Raw genomic sequence first — 24,096 nt, forward strand, 5'->3', positions numbered from 1 at the left:
ACACTATAAAGAAACCCTAAAAGCTGCAAAGACAGAATTTACAAAGGTGTTTAGAACCTATGGCATGCCTAAACAAATACATACTGACAATGGAAGCCCCTTTGGATCGGTAAGAGCTATTCAAAGATTTACACAACTCTCTTATTGGTTTATTGAACTAGGAATCACTCCTGTATTTTCTGATCCTGCACATCCAGAACAAAATGGAAGACACGAACGTATGCACCGGGATTTAAAGGCAGCTTGTGCAAATCCGTCAGCCTATGATCTAAAAGCACAACAAAGAGGTTTAAATCACTTTGTAAAGGAATATAATCATATAAGACCACACGAAGCATTAGAAATGAAAACTCCTGCCGATGTACACGATTTTTCCTGTAGACCTTTTCCTGAAAAAATAACTCATTTTGATTATCATAGTGACTATAAAGTACTCAAAGTAACCAAGAGTGGAGCCATTAGATGGAAGTCTTATTACTGGGTATATTTAACCGCTGCTTTAAAAGGAAAATATGTAGGAATCCAAGAACAAGGTAACGGTATTTGGAAAGTCTATTATAGAAATGTATTTTTAGGTTTCTTTGATCAAAGAAACCTAAGACATAAACAACAATCGACAAGGTTAGAAACTAATTTAGTGTAAACACCTAATCTTTAACTTGTGTAAACTATGTATCTTAACGAACATATCGCAAAATATTAGGATAACAATTTATCCTATTAAGACACTAACTATAAAATAAAGTCAACAAAACAAAATTAGAAATGAGAAGAATACTTTTACCAATAATTTTATTGGGATTTACTATGGTAATAAATGCACAATGGAATCCTAATGGAGATAATACTACTTCTGGAGCAGTAATAACTAAAAACCCAAATAATACAGGAGCCAGTGCTGCTTTATCGTGGTATAATGATACTGCAAGAATTCGAATTGGAGGATCTGGAAATGGTGCGGAAAATGGATTTTTAATTCAAGGAGTTGGTGAAAAAAAACTTTTTGAAGTAAATGATGGATTTGCTAGAGTATTTAATCCAAGTAATGGAAACGCAAACTTTGCATTGTCGTGGTGGAATAATTTTGCTCGATTAAGAATTGGAGGTGGTGGAGATGGTGTTGAAAATGGATTTCTAATTCAAGGAGTTGGCGAAAAAAAACTTTTTGAAGTAAATGATGGATTTGCTAGAGTGTTTAATCCAAATAATAGAGCTGCAAATTTTACAATGTCTTGGTTTAATAATATAGCTAGATTGAGAATTGGAGGATCTGGAGAAGGAGCTAGTAATGGTTTTGAAATTCACTCAGTAGGAGAAAAAAAATTGATGAAGTTAACTCATAATGGAAATCTAGCAATTTATGGAAAAATAGAATCTAAAGAAGTAAAAATAAGTCTAACTCCAACGGCTGATTTCGTATTTGAGAATAATTATGATTTACCAACACTTGAATTTATCGAAAAACACATTAAAGAGAAAAAACATTTGCCAGAAATAGCTTCTGCTAGAGAAATGGAAAAAAACGGGTTAAATATAGGAGAGTTTCAAATACAATTACTTCAAAAAATAGAAGAACTGACTCTTTATACAATTTCTCAAGAGAAAAAAATTAAAACATTGGAAAAACAAACTGAAGAAATTAAAGAATTAAAATCTTTGGTGAAACAATTACTAGAATCTAAAAAGTAAAAAGCTTATAACACTATATAACAAAACATAATTGCCCTTCGGGACAACAACGTTTGTTATATTTACCGTTACAGCACATATGATGAAAAAAGAAATAATTCCATTACTGATTTGTATACTTCTTCTACTCTACTCAATTGGAATTACACTTTGGACAGATCATATACTGAATTACAAACATTATATCGGAATAGTACTAATTGGAGTTTCTACAATACTCCACTTTAAGAATAAAAAACTTTTTGTTTATGTATTCGGATTGACATTGATACTTGGAATTATAAGTATAATCGATATTTATTATTGGAGTATTGCATTCAACATTGGCCCTATTAATTTCAATCCAATATTTTTGGCTTTATTAATTACGTTCCTTGTTTTAAATAAAAAACAACTAAACGAAATGTTTCCTGAAAAAAAGTTGACGGAACAAGACTTGACAGATAAAAACCTGAAAACGGAAAGACTAATTGAGGTTTATCAAAGAAAGTTCCAATCAAAACCTGAATCGGAATTGAAAAGTATTGCGGATGAAAATAGTGGTTATGTGAACGAAGCAAAAACCGCTGCACAACGCATTTTAAAAACAAAAAACGTGCTATAACACAATATATGTGATCATAGCAGCTAAATGATGAATCGAATGGTTGTTGTATTTTTGGTAAGGCGCAATGCTTGCAGAAAGTAAAAGTTAGCAACCAATGCGCAGAAAAACCAAAAAGCAAGGTAACATTTTGCCCTGCTACGACACATATATTAAACGTTATGCGCCAGCATCTGAGGCCTGAAAAGCAAATCGCAAGCAACACTCAAAACTGACAAACGCCAGATCAAAGGCCTGAGTATTTTTACAAAGAGTTTTAATGATTCAAAGGTTTACTCCTATTCCAACTGACGAAAGAAAGGTCATCGCTATTTTGTGAAAGTTGTTTCCCAACCCAAAGTCACAAAGCGATCGTAGTAATCTGAAAAAGCAGCTCGCAAGTAGCTCGCAAGCAATCATCGCTTTGTTTAAGGCACCCTTGCAAAGTATCGGCTGAATAAAAAAGCCGGCGCATAACACCATGTATAAGTTCATAGCGGCGGAAATTCCTAACGGAATTTCACGCGCATTTGCTATCTTTAAGCCGTTGTGGAGAGTATGTTTTGTACCCGCCCGCAACAAACCATACATTAAACGTTATGCGCCAACATCTGAGGTCTGAAAAGCAAAACGCAAACAACACTCAAAACTGACAAACGCCAGATCGAAGACCTAAGTGTTTTTACAAAGATTTTTAATGATCCAAAGACGCACTCCTATCCGTAACTGACGAAAGAAAGATCATCGTAATTTTGTGTTGGCAGTCGATAAATCCAAAGTCGCAAAGCGATCGCGGGAATCTGAAAAATCAACTCGCAAGAGATACGAAAGCAGATATCGCTTTGCTAAGACAAGTTTACAAAGTCTAGGCTGATAAAAAAGCCGGCGCATAACACCATGTATAAGTTCATAGCGGCGGAAATTCCTAACGGAATTTCACGCGCTTTTACTACCTTTGGGCAGTGCGGAGGATTATTTGCGAGTTTGTCCGCTACGAAACTATACATCAACCGTTGCCATTCATTGTGAACAAACTCAACCGAAATAACAAACTGATTCAAATGAGAAACTTAAAACACATATTAATTCTGACTTCGATAATGTTGTTGTCTTCATTTGCACAGCCAATTTTCGCCCAAGAAAATGACTTTATCAAGGAATATTTGGAGCGATTGGAAAATTCCAGAAAATATCTAATCCTCGTTGCGGAAACTACGCCAGAAGACAAATATGACTTCAAAGCAACACCGGAATCAATGAGTTTTGCCGAAAACTTAATGCACATTGGATGGGCAATGGATTGGCATAGTCAATCACTAATGGGCGGACGTAAAGCCAGAGATTGGAATACCGACACGGAACTTAAAGTGGACAACAAATCAAAACAGGAAATGATTGACAAAATAGACGAGACTTTTGATAAAACCATCGAATTCATTTCAAATTTTGATATAAACCGACTTGATGAAAGGTTGGACTATTTTGGCTCGGACAGAACAAAAAGACAAGTTTTATTATTACTTGCCGACCACATTACCCATCACAGAGGACAAATGCTTGTTTATATGCGACTAAATGGATTAAAGCCACCGAGATATGTTTTGTATCAATAAATCAACGAGCGGACTGAATTACTAACTGAAAAAACAACGAAATGGCAACAATGGCTATAGTTAATACGGGTTTTGGTGTTTAACCCAAAGTTTGGGTATATTTATTGAGTCCGCCAAATCTTTTTGATTTGGCTTTATAAAGAAAACGATAAAACAAAATAAAAAGTTTTGGCTAAGTGCTTAATCGAAAGTTCACTACTTTTAATTCCCGTACTAACCATAGCCGAGACGTTAGGGCACATACTTGTTATCTGAAAAGCAAAACGCAATCTGAACCTGTCTGCGGACGAACCTCGATCGTATGAACTGAGAGTTTTTGCAGTGGTTTGTATTTGATCGAAAGTAAAAAAGCGATGAAAAAATCACTCAAAAGGAGTATTTCGGAGTAGTAACGTGCTGAAAAATCGCTTTTTTTGGCTTATCACGATAATTTTGACGGAAAAAGGGTTTGTGATTTTTTAGTTTGGTAAGTGATAAATCCAAAGGCAGCAAAGAGATCGCTGGAGATTAAGAAAAATAATACGGAGCAATTCGCAATCTGATATCACTTTACTGCGGCTTGTTTACTAAGTTAAGGCTTATAAAAGTGGTACGTGCCATAACACGATGTATGAAATCAGGGCAGTTTTCGCATATCCAATGGTTATTTTGTATTTGTAATGGCGCTGATTTTTAATAGGTTTGTAAAAGAAATCAAAAACAAGCGCGGCTGGATCGGTGATTCAGGTAGTTTTACCAGGCCCCGATTCATACATTTAGCGTTGTGCATAATTGTAAAAAAAATAACAGTTGACTAACTCAAAAGAATGGTTTACTCATTCTGATTTACATAATGGACTTAATAAACTTAGTTTCGAGTAAACTAATTCAATCGATGAAAAACATAATATTCTTTTTGATACCACTATTAAGCCTTAATTTATATTCTCAAAATCTTTCCGAAATCAATTCTGACCTTAATTTACCTGATTCTCTAACTAACGAAACTGAAATTAGAATTTATCAAGGTGGTGGAATAACTAATTATCCTTCTCTTTTTAGAATGTTTAAGGATAAATCCGATAAATGGACGGCGGAATTTTATGAGCATTACGCAAAAGTTGATGGAGCAGCTGAATTACGGACGGAAAAACACACGCTAAAATCGGAAAATGATATGGATTTTGTTTTTCAAAACTTCATTCGAAGCCATATTTTGTATTTGCCAGATATGAGAAAAATTCAATGGAAAATGGTTAAGCGCGGAGATGTTAAAAAAGTAATAGATACAATCAGAGGCAAAGTTTTTGAAGAATATTTAGCATCTAAAAGAAAAGTTATGATTACTGATGGAACTGGATTCATTGTTAGTGTTAAACGACAAGAAGAAATCAATCATTTTGAATACGATAATCCAGAAAGTTATTTAAAACATTATCCTGACAATGATGAATTGATTTATATGTGCGAGATAATAAATATTATCAGGGACGAATTTGGAATTTGGAAAAAATAACTATGCACAACAACATATATGTGATCATAGCAGCTAAGTGATGAATCGAATGGTTGTTGTATTTTTGGTAAGGCGCAATGCTTGCAGAATGGAAAAGTTAGCAACCAATGCGCAGAAAAATCGAAAAACAAGGTAACATTTTGCGCTGCTACGACACATATATTAAACGTTATAAGCAATATGGGTACGTTAAACAAACATCCTTTACAAAGTTAAAGAAACATAGTTTACACTTTTTGAGGTGTAATTTGAGATCAAAATCAAATTATCATGCCTTGGAAAAACACAANTAAAACACATTGAAATGAAAATAGCAAAAAAATCATTTTTGAAATATTCATTAGAACTATTGATTGTTGCTTTTGGTGTTTTTTTAGGAATCGAAGTAAGTGAATACAAATCAGAAAAAAAGATGAGGGAAAATGTTAGTGAATCTTTGAATTTAATAACAGATGAACTACAGTCTAACTCTTTAGCACTAGAAAAGTCAATAAATTATCATCAAAGTATTAAAGTGGGTTTTGATAGTATTAGAAAAAATATTTCCAAAGAAAATGCGTATTTACCCTATTTTTCAAATGATGTGTTTAAACATAACTCTATTCCAAATTGGAATGGCCTTGGAATTCCTAGAATTGAGGATATAGCATTTGAAAGTGCAAAAATTGGCGGAATTTTCCAAGAATTAGACATTGAGAAAATAAAATTAATATCGAATGCTTACAAAAAATTAGACACAAACACTGAATTAGGTAGAGGTCTAACTACTAAGCTTATTGGAATAGATTCAGATACGAAAGTTTTAGATATAATGGGAATTTTCGAATTGCTTACCAACGATGTCTTGATGACAGAAATCTATTTGAAACAAGATTTAGACAAAACGATTGAAAAATTAAAAACGCCATACAACAATGGTAACCGTTGCACAACCTGTTAATTTCTAACAATCCGACTTTAAATGCGCTCTTTTAGGAGCGTTTTTATTTTGTTGTAATCTCACAAGGAATAAAATCACAATTGCTTATATACAGTTTTACGAGGTGATAAAAGGTGTTTTTAACGTGTAAAAGTGAACAAGCGGTTCCTGCCCCACTTTTCACTCGTTTTTCCACGAATTTTAAGTATTTCTTCAGATTATAAGCCATCGCAGAGAGATGCATGACTTTGTTGGCTTGCTTTATACCGATGGTATTGATCTTACGTAGCCCCATAAACTGGGTGAGTGTCCCAAATACAGGCTCTACAGTCGCCTGACGCCTAACTTTCATACGCCTGCCTTTTTCTGTCTTCAGTCGTTGTTTGTTACGCTCGTACTCTGCTCTATAGTAGGTCACGCTGAACTTCTTCTCCTTGGCACTTTTGCCCAGACAACTACTGGCCAGTGGACACTGGCTGCAGATTTTACTCGATATACGATAGTCTTTCTTTTTAGTTCCCGTACGATAGTCGTTGAACACTTTTTTAAACGGGACTATCTTATCATAGGGACAGATGTAATGATCCTGCTTTTCTACGTAGATAAACCCATCTGGGCCACCTTTGTAGGTGCCGTGCGGTGGAATATAACCTGTAATCCCTTTTTGTTCCAGATAGGCGTAGTTCTCTCCACTAGAGTAGCCCGTATCGGCAAGTACATTTTCTAACCTAAATCCTGACCGCCATAAGCGTTTTGATAGTCTATCTACGATATCGGGTAAGTCTTGATTATCCTTACCATCGGCGTGGTATGCTTTTATATCCGTAATGACGTGATTTGCCGTATCTACACTGAGCTGACTGTGATAGTTGAGCTTTCTAGCCTTACCTGGCTTTACACTTATTCTTGCATCTGGGTCTGTTGGGGAATAATGTGTCTTGTTGCTCGTGTAGCGACTTCCCTTGTTGCCTGCGCCCGGTCGCTGATTCTGATTCTCACTCCAGTTTTTATTACGACTTCTAATCTCTTTGAGCTCTTTATCGCTAGCGGTTATCTTTCGCTGCTCTTTGCTGGCTTTGTTTTCTTTAGCTTTGCGATAAGTCTCTTTGTCTCTATTGCTAATATACCTAACATCTGACAGGTAAGCTTCTAAATCTTGTTGGGGTACTTTTAGTTCCAGACTGTCCATACTGGCATTGGCTTTTACTGGTGCACTATCGATCGCCTGTGTACTGCCGTTTACCATACCCTGATCAACACATATCTTAAAGACGTGAGTAAAGACCTTTTCAAACACTTCCTCTGGAAATAACTGTCTGGTTCCGCTGATGGTACTGTGCCAGGGTAGCTCCTCATCGATATCATAGCCTAGAAAATATAGAATATCAAGTCGCATACTAGCGTGCGCAATAAGCTTGCGATCACTAATAATGTTTTCTAAATAACCTACTAAACACAATTTGAAGAAAACCAAAGGGTCAATGCTCTTTTGACCACTATCTCCATAATACTGCTTGGTATCCTTATAAAGAAAGTCCAAATGCAATACGTCTTTCAACCGCCGGTAAAAATTTGTCGCAGGAACTCGGTCACTCAAATGAAAATTATTAAAAAGCTTCTCTTGGTATGTCTTTTTGCCTTGCATAACTAAAGATAACGCATTTTACTACCTTTAGCAAAACTTGTGCAACAGACACAATGGCTAGAAGTAATTGCTGGTTCTCGCCTACTTCTGAAAATCCCTACGGATTTTCAGTCTGGTATGTACTTGCTAAGTTAAACGTTAACCCACGCAACTACTCATAGCCGAGACGTTGGGTGTAATTTGCAAATATTACCAATTTTTGGTACTTTTATATAAATATCTGGAATTATGAGTAAAAACACCTCTATATCATTGGGAAATTATTTTGACCAGTTTGTAAATAGTCAAGTTTCAGCTGGTAGATATAAAAACGTAAGTGAAGTAATTAGAGCTGGACTTCGATTACTAGAAAATGAAGAAAGTAAAGTTATTGCCCTAAGAAATGCAATTCAAGAAGGAATTGACAGTGGAATTGCACACGATTTTGACCCAGACAAACATCTTCAGGAATTAAAAGCTAGACGTAAAAAGAATGGCTAAATATGAACTGACTAATAAGGCGGTTGAGGATTTGACTGGAATTTGGGAATACACAATTGAGAAATGGTCGGAACAACAAGCTGATAGATACTATAATTTACTTTTGGACAGTTTTCAGGACATTGCAAATAATCCGGAATTAGGAAAAAACTATGACGGAATAAAAAATGATCTATTTGGACTAAAAACTAACCGACATATTATTTTTTATCGTAAACGAATTGGCCAACCGATCGAGATCACGAGAATTCTGCATGGACAAATGGACTTGAAAAATAGAATAACCGAATAAAAAACTACACCCAACAATTTGTATAATGCATATGCACCCTTCGGGATGCAAACGCACGATACACGCAACGTTGTAAGCAAGCTGAAAAAACGAGAAAGTAAAATGAGCAAAGTAACAGTTAAACAGGCTGAAAAAAATGAATTGAATTGGGTAAATGCAAAATATAGTGAAGTATATTTTGTTAAATCTAATTATGAAAACGAATATATTGTTATTGCTAAAGTAGAGAATAAAAATGCTGGACTTGGCAGATTAGTGAAAATTGATGACAATAATATAGAACTCGGCGGAATTTATGTCTTTCCGAATTATAGAGGTTTGAAAGTAGCTGAAAATATAGTTCGAAATTTATGCGATAAAAATCCATTTGATGAATCTATTATGTGGTGTTTACCTTTTGAAAACTTATTGAAGTTTTATTCAAAATTTGGATTTGAAAATTGTGAAAACATAAAAATACCAAAAGAAGTAGGTGATAAACTACAATGGTGTAATTCTGAAAATAAATACGGAAAAAAAGTGTTACTTCTTTGCAAAACAAATAAGAAGCCAGCTTACAACACGGTGTATAAAACATAGCTAATTAGTTACTTAATCGAAGTCAGGGCATATTTGAAAGTCCGCCAAATTTTTTAATTTGGCTTATTGAAAAGAAAAGATAATAAGAAAATTAAAAAATTCGGCTCGTGCTTACCCGAAAAATTATCGCTAATTTGCACGCTACGAGCCATCTACAAGACAGTTGTAAGCCAGCTTAAAAATACAGCAACTTTAGATTATGACTATAAATAAAATATGAAACCCTATAAACGTAGAAGAACAGAATTTATTGGAATTTCTGAAAGTAATAACTGGATGTTAAAAGTTTATACAATTTCAACGAATGATAAATTCAGTTCAAAAAATGCCGTGCTTAATTCTCACCAGAACTTAAAAAAATGGTTAAAAAAAGCGGAATTAAACGAGTTTACAAAGGAAAAACTAGGATGTCTAATTATTCACGAGACTGATAAAAAGATTTTTGCTGTTTTAAATTGGTGGGTTGATGAAAATATACTTCAAAATCACGTATTTATTTCTGATAATTGTGCGAATTTAGTTTTTAAAGATTATTCTAATCAGGGAATTCAATTTTGTGTTTGGGAAATGGCTATTATTTGGTTTGAAAGAAACAATTGGATTGAAAATATGATGACTGACAATCCAAACAAAAAGAAATACTTATCAAACACCTATCCACATGAGTACGTTTAACAGACTGCGCCAGCTTACAACAAAAGCTATACGTAATGCGGGTTTCAGTTCTAAATTGAAAGTCAATAATAATTAACAACAATCGACAAGGTTAGAAACTAATTTAGTGTAAACTATGTATCTTAACGAACATTTGAAAAATGCTCGCAAATGTTAACATAATGAAATTAGCTTTTGATGCGTTAGAACACGCTTCATTGAAAGAGAATTTTTCTGATTTTATGAATCAGGTAATTCAAAAGGCATTTGAATTATGGGAGTTTAGAGATTTTGATTCTGCCATTGAAAAGTGTAATGAATTTATTGACTGGAATTCGGAAATTCAATTCGTGCATTTGTTTAAAGTAATGATTTATTCATCTGCAAAACAGTTTTATAAATCCCAAAACATTGTTGACGGAATAGGCAAAGAATCGTTAGAGGATTTTGAATTAAAAATCAATCTTTTCATTTCTGCTATGAATCAATTTTACACGGATAAATATAATAAAGCTCTTGATTTATGTAATGAATTTGTAAAACTTGACGATGGAACATTTACAGAAATCCACATAAATAGAGGATTTGCGAATGCATCTCTGGAAAAACACAAAGAAGCTATTAAAGATTTTAAAATTGCATTAAAACATACAGACCAAGAAAATGCGATTAAAGCAAATTTGGCATACAGCTACTTAAGAAACAAAAACCATCTAAAAGCTTTATTGATTTATAGAAAAGTTTCAAAGTTCTATCCAAATCATTGGAAAGTTCAATATAATACTGGATTGTCTTATTTCAAATTCGCTCTTTTTAAAAAGGCTTTACCATTTCTAAATAAAACAGAGGAATTAAAATCGGACTTTGCAGGTACATATTTGACCAGAGGATTTATTTATTTAAAAAAAGGACGAAAGGAATTAGCTCATAATGACTTTCTGAAAGCTAAAGGGCTTGGTGCTGAAAGGAACTATGAGATAATAATGAGAAAATATTATCATAAATATTAAAAAACTGTAGCCAACAAAGACATGGATAATTAATTGCGGCTGAATTTCCTGCTCGGAAATTCAGTATGATTTTCCGCAACGAGCCATACACAGACCGTTACAAATTAAGTTTTACAAATTAAAGCCACAGATATTTATTTTTCTAAATCAACACAGCAGCTCAATGTTTTAAGGAGAAGTGGCCTTACCCATTCTAATTTATTAAAAACTTTAAACTATCTTATCGATAAATGCTGTTGACCCAAAAACTAAATCGTATTCCAAAATAAGATTTTTCATACGAATTCGTTACTTTTAAGGTCAAACACCTTTTCTAACCCTAAAGACATCTACTTTGAAGATTAAAAAATTCTGGAAACGAATTTTGTTAGTACTAATCTTAGTTCCGATTTTATTAGTAGGAGGCCTAATGCTCTATATTCAGAGCAACCAATCTGAAATTATTAAAGAGGAGATTGCAACACTAAACAAAGAACACAAAGGCCTTATTAGTATTGGTAAAAGTGAATTATCGCTTTTTGGCAACTTTCCGTACATCTCTATAAAAGTTGATGATGTACAAATTTTTGAAACCAAAGAAGATAATGCGCCCATCATCATGGATGTAAAAGACATATACATAGGCTTTAACCTATGGGATATTGTGAAAGGAAATTATGATATTCAGTCTATATTGGTTAAAGAAGGGGTTTTTAATATTGTCATTCATGAAAACAATACAACAAATATCCAAAACTCCTTAGCAAGCACTTCTGAAACAGAAACACCTTCTACTAATATTCATCTAAAAAAAATTAAACTTAAAAATCTAGATATCCACACCTTGGATGAAGCTACGAATACAGATGTCGAAAAATTTATCTATTCGGGCAAAGGTGGTTTTAGCCAAAAAGATAGTATCATCGCCGGGCACATAGATACAGATCTTGAATTAAATGTGATCAAAGATGGAGACACCACCTTTATCCATAAAAAACATTTTGAAATTCACACAGACCTGGTATTTAATGAATACACGGGTATTCTAGACATATCACCCTCGGGTATTGTCATGGAAAATGGCGATTTTGAGTTAGAAGGCTCTATAGACACCAAGAATGATGTAGACCTAGACCTTTCTATAAAAGGAACAAAACCCAATTTTGATATGCTTATCGCATTTGCTCCTGCAGATGTAATACCTGTATTAGAGAAATACAAAAATGCAGGTGAAATCTATTTTAATGCTAGTATCCAAGGACCCGCTAACAAAGGAAACAGACCTTTTATCAATGCCAAATTTGGGGCCGGGAAAGCCTTTTTAGAAAATACTGAAAGAGAGAAAAAGATCGATAACATGGGGTTCAACGGTCATTTTACTAATGGAGAAAATAGAGACGCAAGTACCATGGAATTTTCGCTAACCGATATGACCGCATCTTTGGAAAAAGGAGAATTTAAAGGTTCTATTTTTGTGAAGAATTTTGAATCCCCAGAAGTGGATATGCAAATAAATTCGAATTTCAATCTCGATTTTATTGCAGACTTTCTTGAACTGGAGCAGGTACAAGATGCCTCTGGACAAGTTTCACTGAAAATGAATTTTCACGATATTATTGATATTGACAACCCCGAAAAGGCATTACAAAAACTCAATCAAGCGTACTATGCAGAATTGATTGTAAAAAACTTGAGTTTAGTCGCCAAAGAACTTCCCGCTCCCCTGCAAGATTTGAATGTACATTTAGTAATGAAAGGCAAGGAAGCGACCCTGAACCAGTTTGAACTATTGATGGGAAATTCTGATCTATCGATACGTGGTTTTCTTTCGGACTTACCTTCAATTGTACATCATACGAACATCCCAGTAGAAGCCCATTTAGATATTGCCTCCAAAACCTTGGATATTGCCCAATTAACAGGGTTTTCAAAACAAGACACTATCCAAACCGGTTTCGATGAACAAATAAAGAATCTACGATTAGGGCTTTCTTTTAAAGCTTCTGCGAAAGATTTTACAGAATCTGAGTATTTACCGAAAGGTGAATTTTTTATCGATAGCCTGTATGCGGACTTAAAGCATTATCCGCATAAACTACATGATTTTCATGCCGATGTGTTAATCGATGACAAAGACTTAAAAATAGTAGATTTTACGGGTTATATAGATGATAGTGATTTTTATGTTGACGGGTTAATACATGATTATGCTTTTTGGATGCAACCTCAACTTAATGGAGATGTAGATTTAGATATCAATCTTACCTCTAAAAAACTACGGCTAGAAGATGTTTTTTCGTATCAGGGAGAAAATTATGTTCCAAAAGAGTACCGACATGAAACTTTTGATGATTTGGCATTGCATTTTGCCTCTAGTATGCATTATAAAGATTCTGCTTTACATTCCATCGATCTTGCTTTAGACAAGTTAGATACAAAAATGAAATTGCATCCGCTTCGCTTTCATGATTTTAGAGGAAACATACATTATGAAGACCAGCACATTGTTATCAAAGACTTTCATGGGGAAATAGGAACCACCAATTTTAATTTCGATTTAAATTATTATTTAGGAGAAGACCCTCAAATAAAGAAAAGAGATAATTATCTGGCAGTAAAGGCAAATTATATCGACTTTGATGCACTTTTTAATTTCGATTTAAGTCCGCCAGAACCAACAGCAATCGTTACTTCAAAAACTGCAGACGTAAAAGAACACGCAGAGGCCTTCAATTTATATGAGTTGCCATTTACAGATATGCAGTTTAAAGCAGATATCGCTCACTTTATTTACCATAGAATAGATCTTCAAAATATCAAAGCAGATTTAAGAACAACACCCAATCATTACATTTATATAGATACGCTACATATGGATGCTGCAGGAGGAAATATTCGATTAAGTGGGTATTTTAATGGTAGCGATCCAAAACATATCTATATGCAGCCGGATTTGGTTATGAACAATGTTGATTTAGATAAATTGCTGTTTAAATTCGAAAATTTTGGGCAAGACCATCTCGTTTCAGAAAATTTACAAGGGAAACTCACCTCTAGAATTAAAGGTAAGATTAGAGTATACCCAGATATGGTACCAGATCTAGACCAATCTACCATAGAAATGGACGTAAAAGTATTAAATGGAAGATTAAAAAATTACGATCCAATGCTAGCACTTTCAGATTATATGGGAGATAAAAACCTGCAAAACATTAGGTTTGACACTTTACAAAATAGCTTGGATATAAAGAAAGGGAAGATTAATATTCCGACTATGACGATCGAATCTACTTTGGGCCATATAGAATTGTCTGGCACACATGATAATAATCAAAATATCGATTATTATTTACGTATTCCTTGGAAAACTGTAAGAAAAGCTGCTACGCAAAAATTATTTGGAAACAAGAAGGATGCTGCTATTAATGAGGTGCAAGAAGATGAGATTGTAGAAGTAGATCCTAACGAAAAAATAAAGTATCTCAATCTAAAGATCAAAGGGAGCATAGATGACTATAAGGTTTCATTAGGTAAGAAAAAAGAAAAGTAGGGTTAAGAAATTGATCAATGATTTATTTGCCATATTTGACAGTTCACCTCTACTTCACCCGATCGCTCGGATTTGTAATCCGTGCCAACCCCACTTTTACAATACACTCAAATTAGCAACACCCCATAACAAGAAAACCAATACCACTCACCGCGGTTTCCCGTAATCGAAGCCCATATGTTTGTTATAATTTTGATCACAGAACTGCTTGATAAAGCAATTGTAAAAACCTACAACTATTTTTAAACGAGTACAAACGAAAATGTAGGTATAATAGAAATATCTGTACTTTTACATATATACAATTGTTGGCAGTAATGTAAGAAAACGCAATAATGACATTTTACGAAAAAGAACTTAATAGAATTCGTCGCATTGTTTATTCAAACGAAGGACAAATTAACACCGTAATTGGAATTCGAAGCTATATCGAAAACAATTATGATGTCAATTTAAATTTGGACTTATTGTCCCATATTCAGTTTGTTTCCAAGTATCACTTGTTACGCTTGTTCAAAAAATATTATGGACTAACTCCAAGACAATACTTAATTGACAAACGAATTGAGAAATCTAAAGAGCATCTGATAAATGGAATATCGGTAACTGAAACCTGTTTTGCTGTTGGATTTGAAAGTTTAGGTTCGTTCAGCACTTTATTTAAAACAAAAATAGGAAAATCACCTACGGAATTTCAAAAAGAGCAACTTTCAAGAAGCAAAATTGATTCGAAGTTCAGAACTTTGGAGTATGAATAAATAAAACAAAGATGAAAGTAACACTAATTAGCATTCCAGTTCGAGACCAAGAAAAAGCTTTAAAATTTTATACAGAGAAATTAGGCTTTATAAAAAAGAAGGACCTACCATTAGAAGGTGGTAATCGATGGCTAACCCTAGTTTCAGCAGAATGGCAGGATGGACCAGAATTATTATTGGAACCAGCTCCCAACCATTTCGAACCATGTAAGGTATTTCAAGATGCATTAATGGAAGCAGGATTTCCTTACACGCAATTTGATGTTGACAATGTTGACGCCGAATATGAAAGATTATCAAAACTTGGAGTTGATTTTAGCGTAAAACCAACTAAAATGGGGACTGTAAAAGTTGCAGTTTTTAATGATACCTGTGGAAATAATATTCAGCTAGTGGAGGAATTATAAAAACACTACCGCCAACAAGATGTATGAAATCAGGGCAATTTTCGCTCACTCAAAGGTCAATTTATGTTTGCAATGGCTCTGATTTTTAATAGGTTTGTAAAAGAAATAAAAAACAAGCGCTGCTGGATCAGTGGTCATGCCATTTTTGCAAGCCCCGATTCATACATCAAACGTTAGGGCACATACTCTAGCTCTGAAAAGCAGGACGGATAAACGGACGGGATAATAATCAAAGACCTGAGTGTTTTTGTAAAGGTAAGTTCTGATACCAAGGTTCTCTCCTACCAGCATCTGACGGAATAAAGGTCATCGCTATTTTGTGATGGTAATCGTTAAACCCAAAGTCGCAAAGCGATCGCGGGAATTGAAAAAACATAACGCAAATAGTTACGCAAGTAATCATCGCTTTGCTTGGGCAACTTTGCAAAGTAACGGCGGAATAAAAAAAGCCAGTGCATAACAAGATGTATAATTCATAGCGGCGGAAATTCCTAACGCCTGCCTGACGGCGAGGCAGGGAATTTCACGCAGGTTTACTAACTTTGAGCCCTGGCGGAACATTAGCTGTGTGCTTGTCCGCTACAAACCATACATTAATAAAACTGTAACAATTTCAAAACTATCTTATCTTTTATATATAAAACTATATATAAACATGAATAAATACATTATCCTCATCCTTTCTTTATTCTTTTTAGGATTTATCAACGCACAAGAGCAAGAAACGCAACCCTTTATCAAGTACCATGAAACTATTGATTCGCTTATGCAGATTAGTTATGAAAGAGGAATTTTTAATGGTAATGTATTAGTTACAAGAAATGATTCTCTTGTGTATCAAAAATCATTCGGATATACAGACGATACTGGACAAACCGAGCTCACTAAAAATTCTATTTTTAATATAGGTTCAATTTCAAAAGAATTTAATGCTGTTTCTATAGTGATGTTGATAGAAAAAGGAGAATTAAAATTCGACGATAAACTCTCTCAATTTGGATTAGGTTTGCCTTCTTGGTCTGAAAAAGTCACTATCAAGCATCTTTTAAACTACGTAAGTGGGATTCCACAAATTGATTATGACAATGTGAAAAATGAGAAAGACATTTTGAAAGACTTACAATCACTACCTAATTTACTATTTGAACCTGGCACAAAATATAACTACAATAATAATAGTATTTTTCTTCAGAGAAGGATTATTGAAAATGTTTCAAAAAAAACATATCAAGAATTTGTGACAGAAAACATTATTAACCCTTTAAAAATGAATAATGTAGCATTTGACCCTAATTTAGATTATCCAAATAAAACGAGATGTTTTGATGTAGACAAAATTTCTTGTGATGAAATTTCTTCAAGTAAAGATAGGTTGTGGATATCCATCAATGATTTAAATAAATGGATTACAGCTCTACACAACAACAAATTAATTTCTAGAGCCTCTTTAGAACTACTATTAAGAAATCAGTATTTTAAAAACAAAGAATCTAGTCTAGGTGTATATCAAGATAAATTTGCGTTACATCTTCATGGTGGTCAATCTTGGCAATATGAAGCAGCTTTTATGAGTGAATTAAAAAATGACCTTAATATTATTTTAATGTCTAACAATAAAAGTAAAGGCTTTGAAATAATTCAATCTATGCATAAAATAATGAATGGAAAGTCATTTAACTTACCAAAAAAATCTATCTATAGACAGATTCGTAATAAATGCCTCGAAAATATTGATTTAGGAATTCAGTATTACTATGACTTAAAAAAAGATAATTTAAACATTTATGATTTTGCAAATCCAAAGGAATTAAATGGACTTGGGTATGATTTATTGGCTGAAAAGAAGATAATTAACAGTATAAAAATATTCAAATTAGCTGTTTCTGAATTTCCTGACAATGCAAAATTATATGACAGTTTAGCAGAGGTTTACTATACAAATAAACAATATGAATTGGCTCTGTTAAACTATAAAAAGTCATTGGAGTTGAACCCCCAAAATACAAATGCCGAAGAGATGATTAATAAGATATCAAAAAAATAACTAGCTACAAGCCGTATATAATTTATTGCTAGCTTTTTGCTTACTTGCGAAAGTCCTCGCGGACTTTCTTTATCGGTAATTATTTACTAAATTATTTGCTTGAAACACGCAAAAAACCATATACAATCACGTTGTACACAAGCAAAAAAGCTAAATTGATAAAAAGAGTATTAATAGGAATTGCATTTTTTGTTATCGGATTTGGAGTCGCGGTTTTTGCTGATTCATTTTTCCGTAAACTAATCCAGAATTTATTTCAATGGACAACAAATAATGGAATTCAATTCGGAGGAAAGGATTTTTATCTTTTCGGGAATCCTATATATTTCATAAGTTTTGGATTAGCGTTTCTGATATTTAGTATTGCCAATAAGAAAAAGAGAATCCAGAAAATAGTAGCGAACGGAGTAATGACGATTCTAATATTCGGAATACTATTAATTGGAATTAGCGCATTGACCGCAAACCTGAAAATAATTGAATGTACTGCTTGTGACAGCGGATTTAGAAGATTAGGATACAATGAAATAAGCTACGAAATGATTTTAGCAACAAGTGCTTTACTATCTATTATTCCAAGTTCGATAGTAATATTTAAAAACTGGAAAAAAGCCAGTGTATAACAAAGATGTGTATAATTCATTGCAGCGGAATTTCCCCATCGGAAATTCACTTGCATTAATTATCTTTAGCAACGGCGGAAAGTACTCGCGTACTTTCTCGCAACTAATCATATACAAAACGTCGGCAACAAGCTAAAAAGAAAAACTCAAACTTAATGAAAATTAAAAAATATAGGCAGGCATCAAGTATCTGGTTACAGTTCAAGGATGCACTGAAAGGCTACATTTTAAAAAAGACAAAGAATTTAGAACTTGCGGACGAAATTAACCAACTCGTTTTGATGAAAGTAATCGATTCTTGCTGTTCAGATGTTCAAATAAAGAACGTGAGGTCTTGGCTTTTCCAAATTGCTCATAATACCACCATAGATTATCTAAAAAAAGATATAAAATATGTTGATTTGGAAAAAGAAATCCAAGAAAAAACAGAAGATAATGTCTATCTCGAAATCGAACCATTTGTATCAGCTCTAATCGACTTTTTACCTGAAAAATATGGTGTGCCGCTGCGTATGTCAGACATAGAAAAACTAAAACAACAAGATGTAGCAGATAAATTAAACTTGTCCCTGACCGCAACCAAAAGCAGAATACAAAGGGCTCGAGAACTCTTAAAAAATGAAATTTTCACCTGCTTCCAATTGAATATAGAGGGTGCAAAAGGTCTTAACGACATTAAACTTAAAGATTCCTGTAAACCCCTTCAGGCAACCATTTCAAAAAATAATCAATAATTTTTGCGTCTTTTTACACTGTTTACAGTCTTGGTTATAAATCTTAAATTTTATAATCATGACAAACAGAAAAAAAATAATCTTTGGAATCATTTCCTTCACTATTGGACTTAATTCCATACTTGCCCAAAACTTGGCTATTTCAACTATCCATGAAATAGAACCCAGCGTAAACCATTATGCCAAGCTCCAAAAACTTTCAGGTGAACAGAGGCAAGCTACTGCTTGGATGGATACTATTGCTTACCCACCAAAAAAATATAGGAATAACACAATATTATTCGCTTTAACAAAGCCCGTTTACCTTACTACAAACCAAGTAGATTTTTTAGTAAAGGCTGTAGATTTTCCTGCTAATAGTTCCGAACAGACAAGAGCGGAACTCGACTTTCTTTTGGAATTACAGAAAAAACGAACAAAGGAACAGACGGAAAGAGTATTGGCTTTAGCAAAAATTGGATATTGGCCAGATGCCAACTATGTCTCAACACATCCAAGTTACAAGAAGAATCTTGAAAACCTCTTTTTCGAAAGTAAAGAGATAATGGGCCAAACTTACTCTTTTGAAAATTTTCCAGAAACATCAAAGCTTTTGCAAGGTATCATGAATGATATGCGATTAATGGAATTTGCAGTAAAGTATCATTTGGTTAGGGCAAGGCCGTATCAATTGGAGTTAGAACTACAACCTCTGAAAACCATAAGTTCACCATCCTTTGCAAGTGGGCATACCTTATGGGCATATATACAGGCGTATACTTTTGGCGAGTTGATACCTGATAAACGGGATGATTTTGTGAAACTGGCCTATGAAATTGGGCTCTCAAGGGAAGTTATGGGTGTGCATTACCCAAGTGATGAAGAAGCGGCAAGACAACTTGCTCATCGAATGTTGATGTTAATGTGGCATACAGAAAAATTTCAAAATGATTTCTTAAAAGCAAAAGAAGAATGGAACTAATTAACAAAGGTAAAACACTATTGCGCCCTTGGCCAATAGTGTTTGTCAGGATTTCTATAGGCATTGTCTTTATTTGGTTCGGAGTTCTTAAATTCTTCCCTAATACAAGTCCTGCCGAAATAGTGGCGCAACGGACAATGGACAAAGTAACTTTAGGGCTTATCCCTAGTGAAATAAACTATTTAATACTAGCAATTATTGAGACTATTTTTGGGCTATTTTTAATCGGAAATATTTTTCAAAAAATGATTGTAACACTCGCTTTGGGGCATCTGATTATGACATTTTTTCCAATACTTCTTTTTCCGTCTGAAGTATTCTCAGGAATTTTCATCCCTACATTATTGGGGCAATATATTATCAAAAATCTTGTACTGTTTAGTGCATTGTTACTAATCAACCAAAGGTTTTGTTATTCGAATGAGAAAATTTGCATTACTTAATTGAACATAAATTGATGGAAAACATATGATAAAAATATAATTGGATTTCATGAATAGATTGATGTATTTTTAAAAAGCAAATCAAAGATACTACTTGGAATATTTGAGATTAAAAAGCCCGTTGCCAACAAAGTCTATAATTAATACGGACTTGCGATTTATCTGCAAAGTTCTGTGTATATTTATGAAGTCAAATAATCTTATGCTTTGTGCGTAGCTGGAAGTCCTACGGATTTCTGCGCCGCACTAATCATAGCCGATACCGTTGTGCAACATCATGCACGTTAAAGGCACATCGAATGAACAGCATTATTCAAAATATCATTCAACAATTAGAAGATGTCCAACAAGGAAAGCCTTGGATTGGGAGCACTTTCGTGAGCAAGTTGAATCAAGTGGACGAAAATGAATACTTCAAAAGACCAATTGAAGATTTACATAGTGTTGCAGAGATAATCAGTCATTTGACACTCTGGCGTAGCGAAGCAATTTTGAAAGTTAAAACTGGTAAGGGAAGTAAAAGTGATGATTGTGAAGAAAACTGGCTGCCTAACGATAAACTTAAAGTTATCGGTTGGGACAAAATCAAATCCTCTTACGACAAAACGCTATCTGATTTAATAGCGCTGTTAAGGATCAAAAATGACGACTTCCTTTCTAAACTATACTTCGATACAGACTTTAAAGGCTACTATACTTACAACTGGTTGCTTAGTGGAATGATACAACACGATGTATATCATCTTGGCCAGATAGGGATTATCATAAAATATCTGAAAATGAAATAGTAGCTGTTAACAAAGAAATATATAAATTTTACAAGCATATAAGTATTAGAATATGTGTTTCCTTAATTCTACAAATTAAAAAACACGTATTTAAAATGGGTGTTTAAAGATCCATATTCTATGTCCTTTTTATTATCTTAGGTTCATGTTGTATAGAATATTTTACTAAATGTCTAGAACCATCTTTAAATGTATCGATGCGCACACTTGTGGAAATCCTGTGAGAGTCGTTACCACAGGACATCCGCCTTTGGAGGGTGATTCTATAAGTCAAAAACGGCAACATTTTATTAAAGAATTTGATTGGATCAGAACCGGATTAATGTTCGAACCTCGAGGACATGATATGATGAGTGGTAGTTTTTTGTTTGAGCCACATCATCCTCATAATGATTTTGCTATTCTTTTTATTGAAACTTCAGGATGTCTGCCTATGTGCGGTCACGGAACAATAGGTACTATTACCATTGCGCTTGAAGAAGGATTAATTAAGCCCAAAACACCCGGAAAAATAAGAATGGAAACCCCTGCAGGGTTGGTCGAAATCGAATATCAACAAACCGGTAAAAAGGTGGACTGGGTAAAACTCAAAAATGTAAAATCCTATCTTGCAGAAGAAGGATTGACAATTGACGCACCCATACTTGGAGAGATTATTTTTGACGTGGCTTATGGTGGAAATTTTTATGCTATTATTGACCCTCAGAAGAATTTTAACGGTGTACAAGATTTTACAGCTAGTAAATTAATTCAGTTTTCTAAAGTGGTGCGAGAACGCATTAATAAAAAATATCCTAATCTTTTTATTCATCCAGAAAATGAAACTATACGTGATGTGAGTCACGTTTTATGGACTGGAGACCCTATAGATCCAAACTCCTCTGGTAGAAATGCTGTATTTTATGGTGAAAAAGCCATTGATCGTTCTCCATGCGGAACCGGAACATCAGCCAGGATGGCCCAATTGCATGCAAAAGGAATGTTGAAAAAAGGAGAAAAATTCGTTCATGAAAGCTTTATTGGTAGTACATTTATAGGGATAATTGAAGAGGAAACTGAGCTAGTAGAAAAAAAAGCAATTATACCAAGCATTCAGGGATGGGCAAAAGTATATGGATACAATACTATCATCATAGATGAAGAAGATGATCCGTATGCGCATGGATTTCAGGTGATTTAAAGTTGAAATGATCTAATAAATTAGCAGAAATTAAAAAACCCACTTAGAAAAACAATAGTTTATTGAAAAGTTCAAAAAACGTTCTAAAAAGCTATTAGTAGATGTTATTTTAATATACAAAGAATTAAAAGATTCTGAGCAACGAATGTAATCATTAAAGGTGTAATGTCCACAGCTACTCATTATAGAGCTTCGTGTATAGCTAGCTTTAAGAGTTCTGTTCCAAAATATTAATAACGGTTGAATAAACAGTATTTTGGTTAGAAATTTTAAAAGATTCAGGTTTAGCATCAAAAGAAACAATTGCTCTTTTGCTAGCTGAGGCAGAAGAAATTCTTGAAGTGTTATCTAAAGCTAGAAAGAATACTTCAGTTAATTAAATAGTAATAAAATGAGTAATTCATTGTCTCAATAATTCATTCAATGAAAAAAGTAATAGTAATCGGTGGTGGAATTATAGGACTTTGCTCTGCATACTATTTGCATAAAGAAGGGCATCAGGTAACGATTATCGATCAATCTAATATGGATTTTGGCGCTTCTTACGTTAACGCAGGTTATCTATCCCCAAGTCATATTATTCCGTTAGCCGCACCTGGCGTTATGAAGAAAGGCCTTAAATGGATGTTTAATCCTTCAAGTCCTCTTTTCATAAAACCTCGTCTCAATTCAGATTTCTTGCAATGGGCGTGGGCATTTAACAAATCATGTTCGTCTCAAAATGTGAATCAGGGTATTCCGGCTATAAAAGATATTGCATTGTTAGGGCAGGATTTATATTCAGAAATTAAAGAAACAGAGAATTTTGATTTTCAACTAGAAAAAAAAGGATTGCTAATGATTTGCCAAACGCAAAAAATGCTGGAAGAAGAGATTCATGTAGCAGAAATTGCCAAAAAAGAAGGATTAGCTGTGAGAGAAACTTCATTGACAGAACTGAAAAAAATGCAACCTAACATACAGCTCAACGCCAAGGGTGCTGTTTTATACGAATGTGATGCGCATACTACTCCGCATATGTTTATGGAAGAAATGAAATCTTATTTGGAAGCTTCTGGAGTAGTTATTCACAGAAATGAAAAGATAAATGACCTCACGGTAAAAAACGAAAAAATCAGTTCGATTAGTAATGCAACCCACACCTATATTGCAGATGAATTTGTCTTGGCTGCCGGGTCATGGTCTAGTATATTGAGTAAAAAATTAGGGATTAAATTATTATTAGAACCGGGAAAAGGATATCGAATCAATTCTGAAAGAGATTTTGGGATTACCATGCCGGCTATTTTAGCCGAAGCCAAAGTTGCGATAACACCCATGCAAGGATTTACCAGATTTGCAGGCACCATGGAAATTGCGGGGATCAACCATGATATTAATAAAGTAAGAGTTGAGGCCATTGCCAATGCAACACAACGTTATTATCCTAATATCAAACTAACAGCTGAAGAAAAAAATACTGCCACCTGTGGGCTAAGACCGGTTTCTCCAGACGGGTTACCTTATATTGGAAAATCTACTTACTGTAAAAATCTAACCATCGCGACAGGGCATGCCATGATGGGCTGGAGCATGGGACCTTCAACAGGAAAACTGGTCTCAGAAATAATTTCTGATAAAAAGCCTTCTTTGGATCTAGACGTATATCATCCCGACCGGAAGTTCTAAAT

The 24,096-nt window shown here is 34.0% G+C and carries 23 protein-coding genes; 22 read left to right on the forward strand and 1 reads right to left on the reverse strand.

What is annotated here, in order from left to right; all coding sequences use genetic code 11:
• The 6 genes from ACFSJT_RS11550 to ACFSJT_RS11575 all read left to right on the forward strand — a co-directional run.
• Positions 1-643: integrase core domain-containing protein (locus ACFSJT_RS11550; RefSeq protein ID WP_378320424.1), on the forward strand; the 643-nt coding region annotated here is incomplete at its 5' end.
• Between the two features lie 122 nt (positions 644-765).
• The gene (locus ACFSJT_RS11555) at positions 766-1,689 is read left to right on the forward strand and encodes a hypothetical protein (protein ID WP_378320425.1); all 924 of its coding nucleotides are present in this window, start codon (positions 766-768) and stop codon (positions 1,687-1,689) included.
• Between the two features lie 82 nt (positions 1,690-1,771).
• Positions 1,772-2,293 (forward strand): hypothetical protein, encoded by a 522-nt coding sequence (locus ACFSJT_RS11560; protein ID WP_378320426.1) that lies wholly within the window; start codon positions 1,772-1,774, stop codon positions 2,291-2,293.
• A gap of 1,040 nt (positions 2,294-3,333) precedes the next feature.
• Positions 3,334-3,885, forward strand: a complete 552-nt coding sequence (locus tag ACFSJT_RS11565) for a DinB family protein (RefSeq protein WP_378320427.1) — start codon at positions 3,334-3,336, stop codon at positions 3,883-3,885.
• 874 nt (positions 3,886-4,759) lie between these two features.
• Positions 4,760-5,380, forward strand: coding sequence for a hypothetical protein (locus ACFSJT_RS11570; RefSeq protein ID WP_378320428.1), 621 nt, complete (start codon positions 4,760-4,762; stop codon positions 5,378-5,380).
• A gap of 304 nt (positions 5,381-5,684) precedes the next feature.
• On the forward strand, positions 5,685-6,320 hold the full coding sequence (locus tag ACFSJT_RS11575) for a hypothetical protein (protein ID WP_378320429.1): 636 nt from the start codon (positions 5,685-5,687) through the stop codon (positions 6,318-6,320).
• A gap of 43 nt (positions 6,321-6,363) precedes the next feature.
• On the opposite strand, the gene ACFSJT_RS11580 is transcribed toward ACFSJT_RS11575, so the two are convergent.
• Entirely contained in the window at positions 6,364-7,944 is a 1,581-nt protein-coding gene (locus ACFSJT_RS11580) for an IS1182 family transposase (RefSeq protein WP_378320430.1), read from the reverse strand.
• Between the two features lie 228 nt (positions 7,945-8,172).
• Here ACFSJT_RS11580 and ACFSJT_RS11585 point away from each other — a divergent pair, with 228 nt between their 5' ends.
• The 16 genes from ACFSJT_RS11585 (at position 8,173) to ACFSJT_RS11660 (ending at position 24,094) form a co-directional block, all read left to right on the forward strand.
• Positions 8,173-8,424, forward strand: a complete 252-nt coding sequence (locus ACFSJT_RS11585) for a type II toxin-antitoxin system ParD family antitoxin (protein ID WP_378320431.1) — start codon at positions 8,173-8,175, stop codon at positions 8,422-8,424.
• Entirely contained in the window at positions 8,417-8,716 is a 300-nt protein-coding gene (locus tag ACFSJT_RS11590; RefSeq protein ID WP_378320432.1) for a type II toxin-antitoxin system RelE/ParE family toxin, read from the forward strand. The genes ACFSJT_RS11585 and ACFSJT_RS11590 overlap by 8 nt, the downstream gene beginning before the upstream one ends.
• A 102-nt stretch (positions 8,717-8,818) precedes the next feature.
• Positions 8,819-9,295, forward strand: coding sequence for a GNAT family N-acetyltransferase (locus ACFSJT_RS11595; protein WP_378320433.1), 477 nt, complete (start codon positions 8,819-8,821; stop codon positions 9,293-9,295).
• Between the two features lie 216 nt (positions 9,296-9,511).
• Positions 9,512-9,970, forward strand: coding sequence for a hypothetical protein (locus ACFSJT_RS11600; RefSeq protein ID WP_378320434.1), 459 nt, complete (start codon positions 9,512-9,514; stop codon positions 9,968-9,970).
• 161 nt (positions 9,971-10,131) lie between these two features.
• Positions 10,132-10,959, forward strand: coding sequence for a tetratricopeptide repeat protein (locus ACFSJT_RS11605; RefSeq protein ID WP_378320435.1), 828 nt, complete (start codon positions 10,132-10,134; stop codon positions 10,957-10,959).
• Between the two features lie 334 nt (positions 10,960-11,293).
• Positions 11,294-14,488, forward strand: a complete 3,195-nt coding sequence (locus tag ACFSJT_RS11610) for an AsmA family protein (protein ID WP_378320436.1) — start codon at positions 11,294-11,296, stop codon at positions 14,486-14,488.
• Positions 14,489-14,823: 335 nt separating this feature from the next.
• Positions 14,824-15,246 (forward strand): helix-turn-helix domain-containing protein, encoded by a 423-nt coding sequence (locus tag ACFSJT_RS11615; RefSeq protein WP_378320437.1) that lies wholly within the window; start codon positions 14,824-14,826, stop codon positions 15,244-15,246.
• An 11-nt stretch (positions 15,247-15,257) separates the two neighbouring features.
• Positions 15,258-15,653 (forward strand): VOC family protein, encoded by a 396-nt coding sequence (locus tag ACFSJT_RS11620; RefSeq protein WP_378320438.1) that lies wholly within the window; start codon positions 15,258-15,260, stop codon positions 15,651-15,653.
• Between the two features lie 655 nt (positions 15,654-16,308).
• Complete coding sequence (locus ACFSJT_RS11625; RefSeq protein ID WP_378320439.1) at positions 16,309-17,697, forward strand: serine hydrolase; 1,389 nt, start codon at positions 16,309-16,311, stop codon at positions 17,695-17,697.
• 155 nt (positions 17,698-17,852) lie between these two features.
• Positions 17,853-18,320, forward strand: a complete 468-nt coding sequence (locus ACFSJT_RS11630) for a hypothetical protein (protein ID WP_378320440.1) — start codon at positions 17,853-17,855, stop codon at positions 18,318-18,320.
• A gap of 155 nt (positions 18,321-18,475) precedes the next feature.
• Positions 18,476-19,054: a sigma-70 family RNA polymerase sigma factor gene (locus tag ACFSJT_RS11635; RefSeq protein WP_378320441.1), complete on the forward strand. Its 579-nt coding sequence runs from the start codon at positions 18,476-18,478 to the stop codon at positions 19,052-19,054.
• Between the two features lie 58 nt (positions 19,055-19,112).
• Entirely contained in the window at positions 19,113-20,015 is a 903-nt protein-coding gene (locus ACFSJT_RS11640) for a phosphatase PAP2 family protein (RefSeq protein WP_378320442.1), read from the forward strand.
• A complete protein-coding gene (locus ACFSJT_RS11645; RefSeq protein ID WP_378320443.1) occupies positions 20,006-20,458 on the forward strand; it encodes a DoxX family membrane protein in 453 nt (150 codons plus the stop codon). The genes ACFSJT_RS11640 and ACFSJT_RS11645 overlap by 10 nt, the downstream gene beginning before the upstream one ends.
• A 299-nt stretch (positions 20,459-20,757) precedes the next feature.
• Positions 20,758-21,246: a DinB family protein gene (locus ACFSJT_RS11650; RefSeq protein WP_378320444.1), complete on the forward strand. Its 489-nt coding sequence runs from the start codon at positions 20,758-20,760 to the stop codon at positions 21,244-21,246.
• Between the two features lie 169 nt (positions 21,247-21,415).
• Positions 21,416-22,426 carry a 4-hydroxyproline epimerase gene (locus ACFSJT_RS11655; protein ID WP_378320445.1) on the forward strand — a complete coding sequence of 337 codons (1,011 nt, stop codon included), beginning with the start codon at positions 21,416-21,418 and terminating at the stop codon, positions 22,424-22,426.
• Positions 22,427-22,849: 423 nt separating this feature from the next.
• On the forward strand, positions 22,850-24,094 hold the full coding sequence (locus ACFSJT_RS11660) for an NAD(P)/FAD-dependent oxidoreductase (RefSeq protein ID WP_378320446.1): 1,245 nt from the start codon (positions 22,850-22,852) through the stop codon (positions 24,092-24,094).
• Positions 24,095-24,096 lie beyond the last annotated feature (2 nt).

It is taken from the genome of Aquimarina celericrescens (assembly GCF_042682765.1).
Taxonomy (GTDB): domain Bacteria; phylum Bacteroidota; class Bacteroidia; order Flavobacteriales; family Flavobacteriaceae; genus Aquimarina; species Aquimarina celericrescens.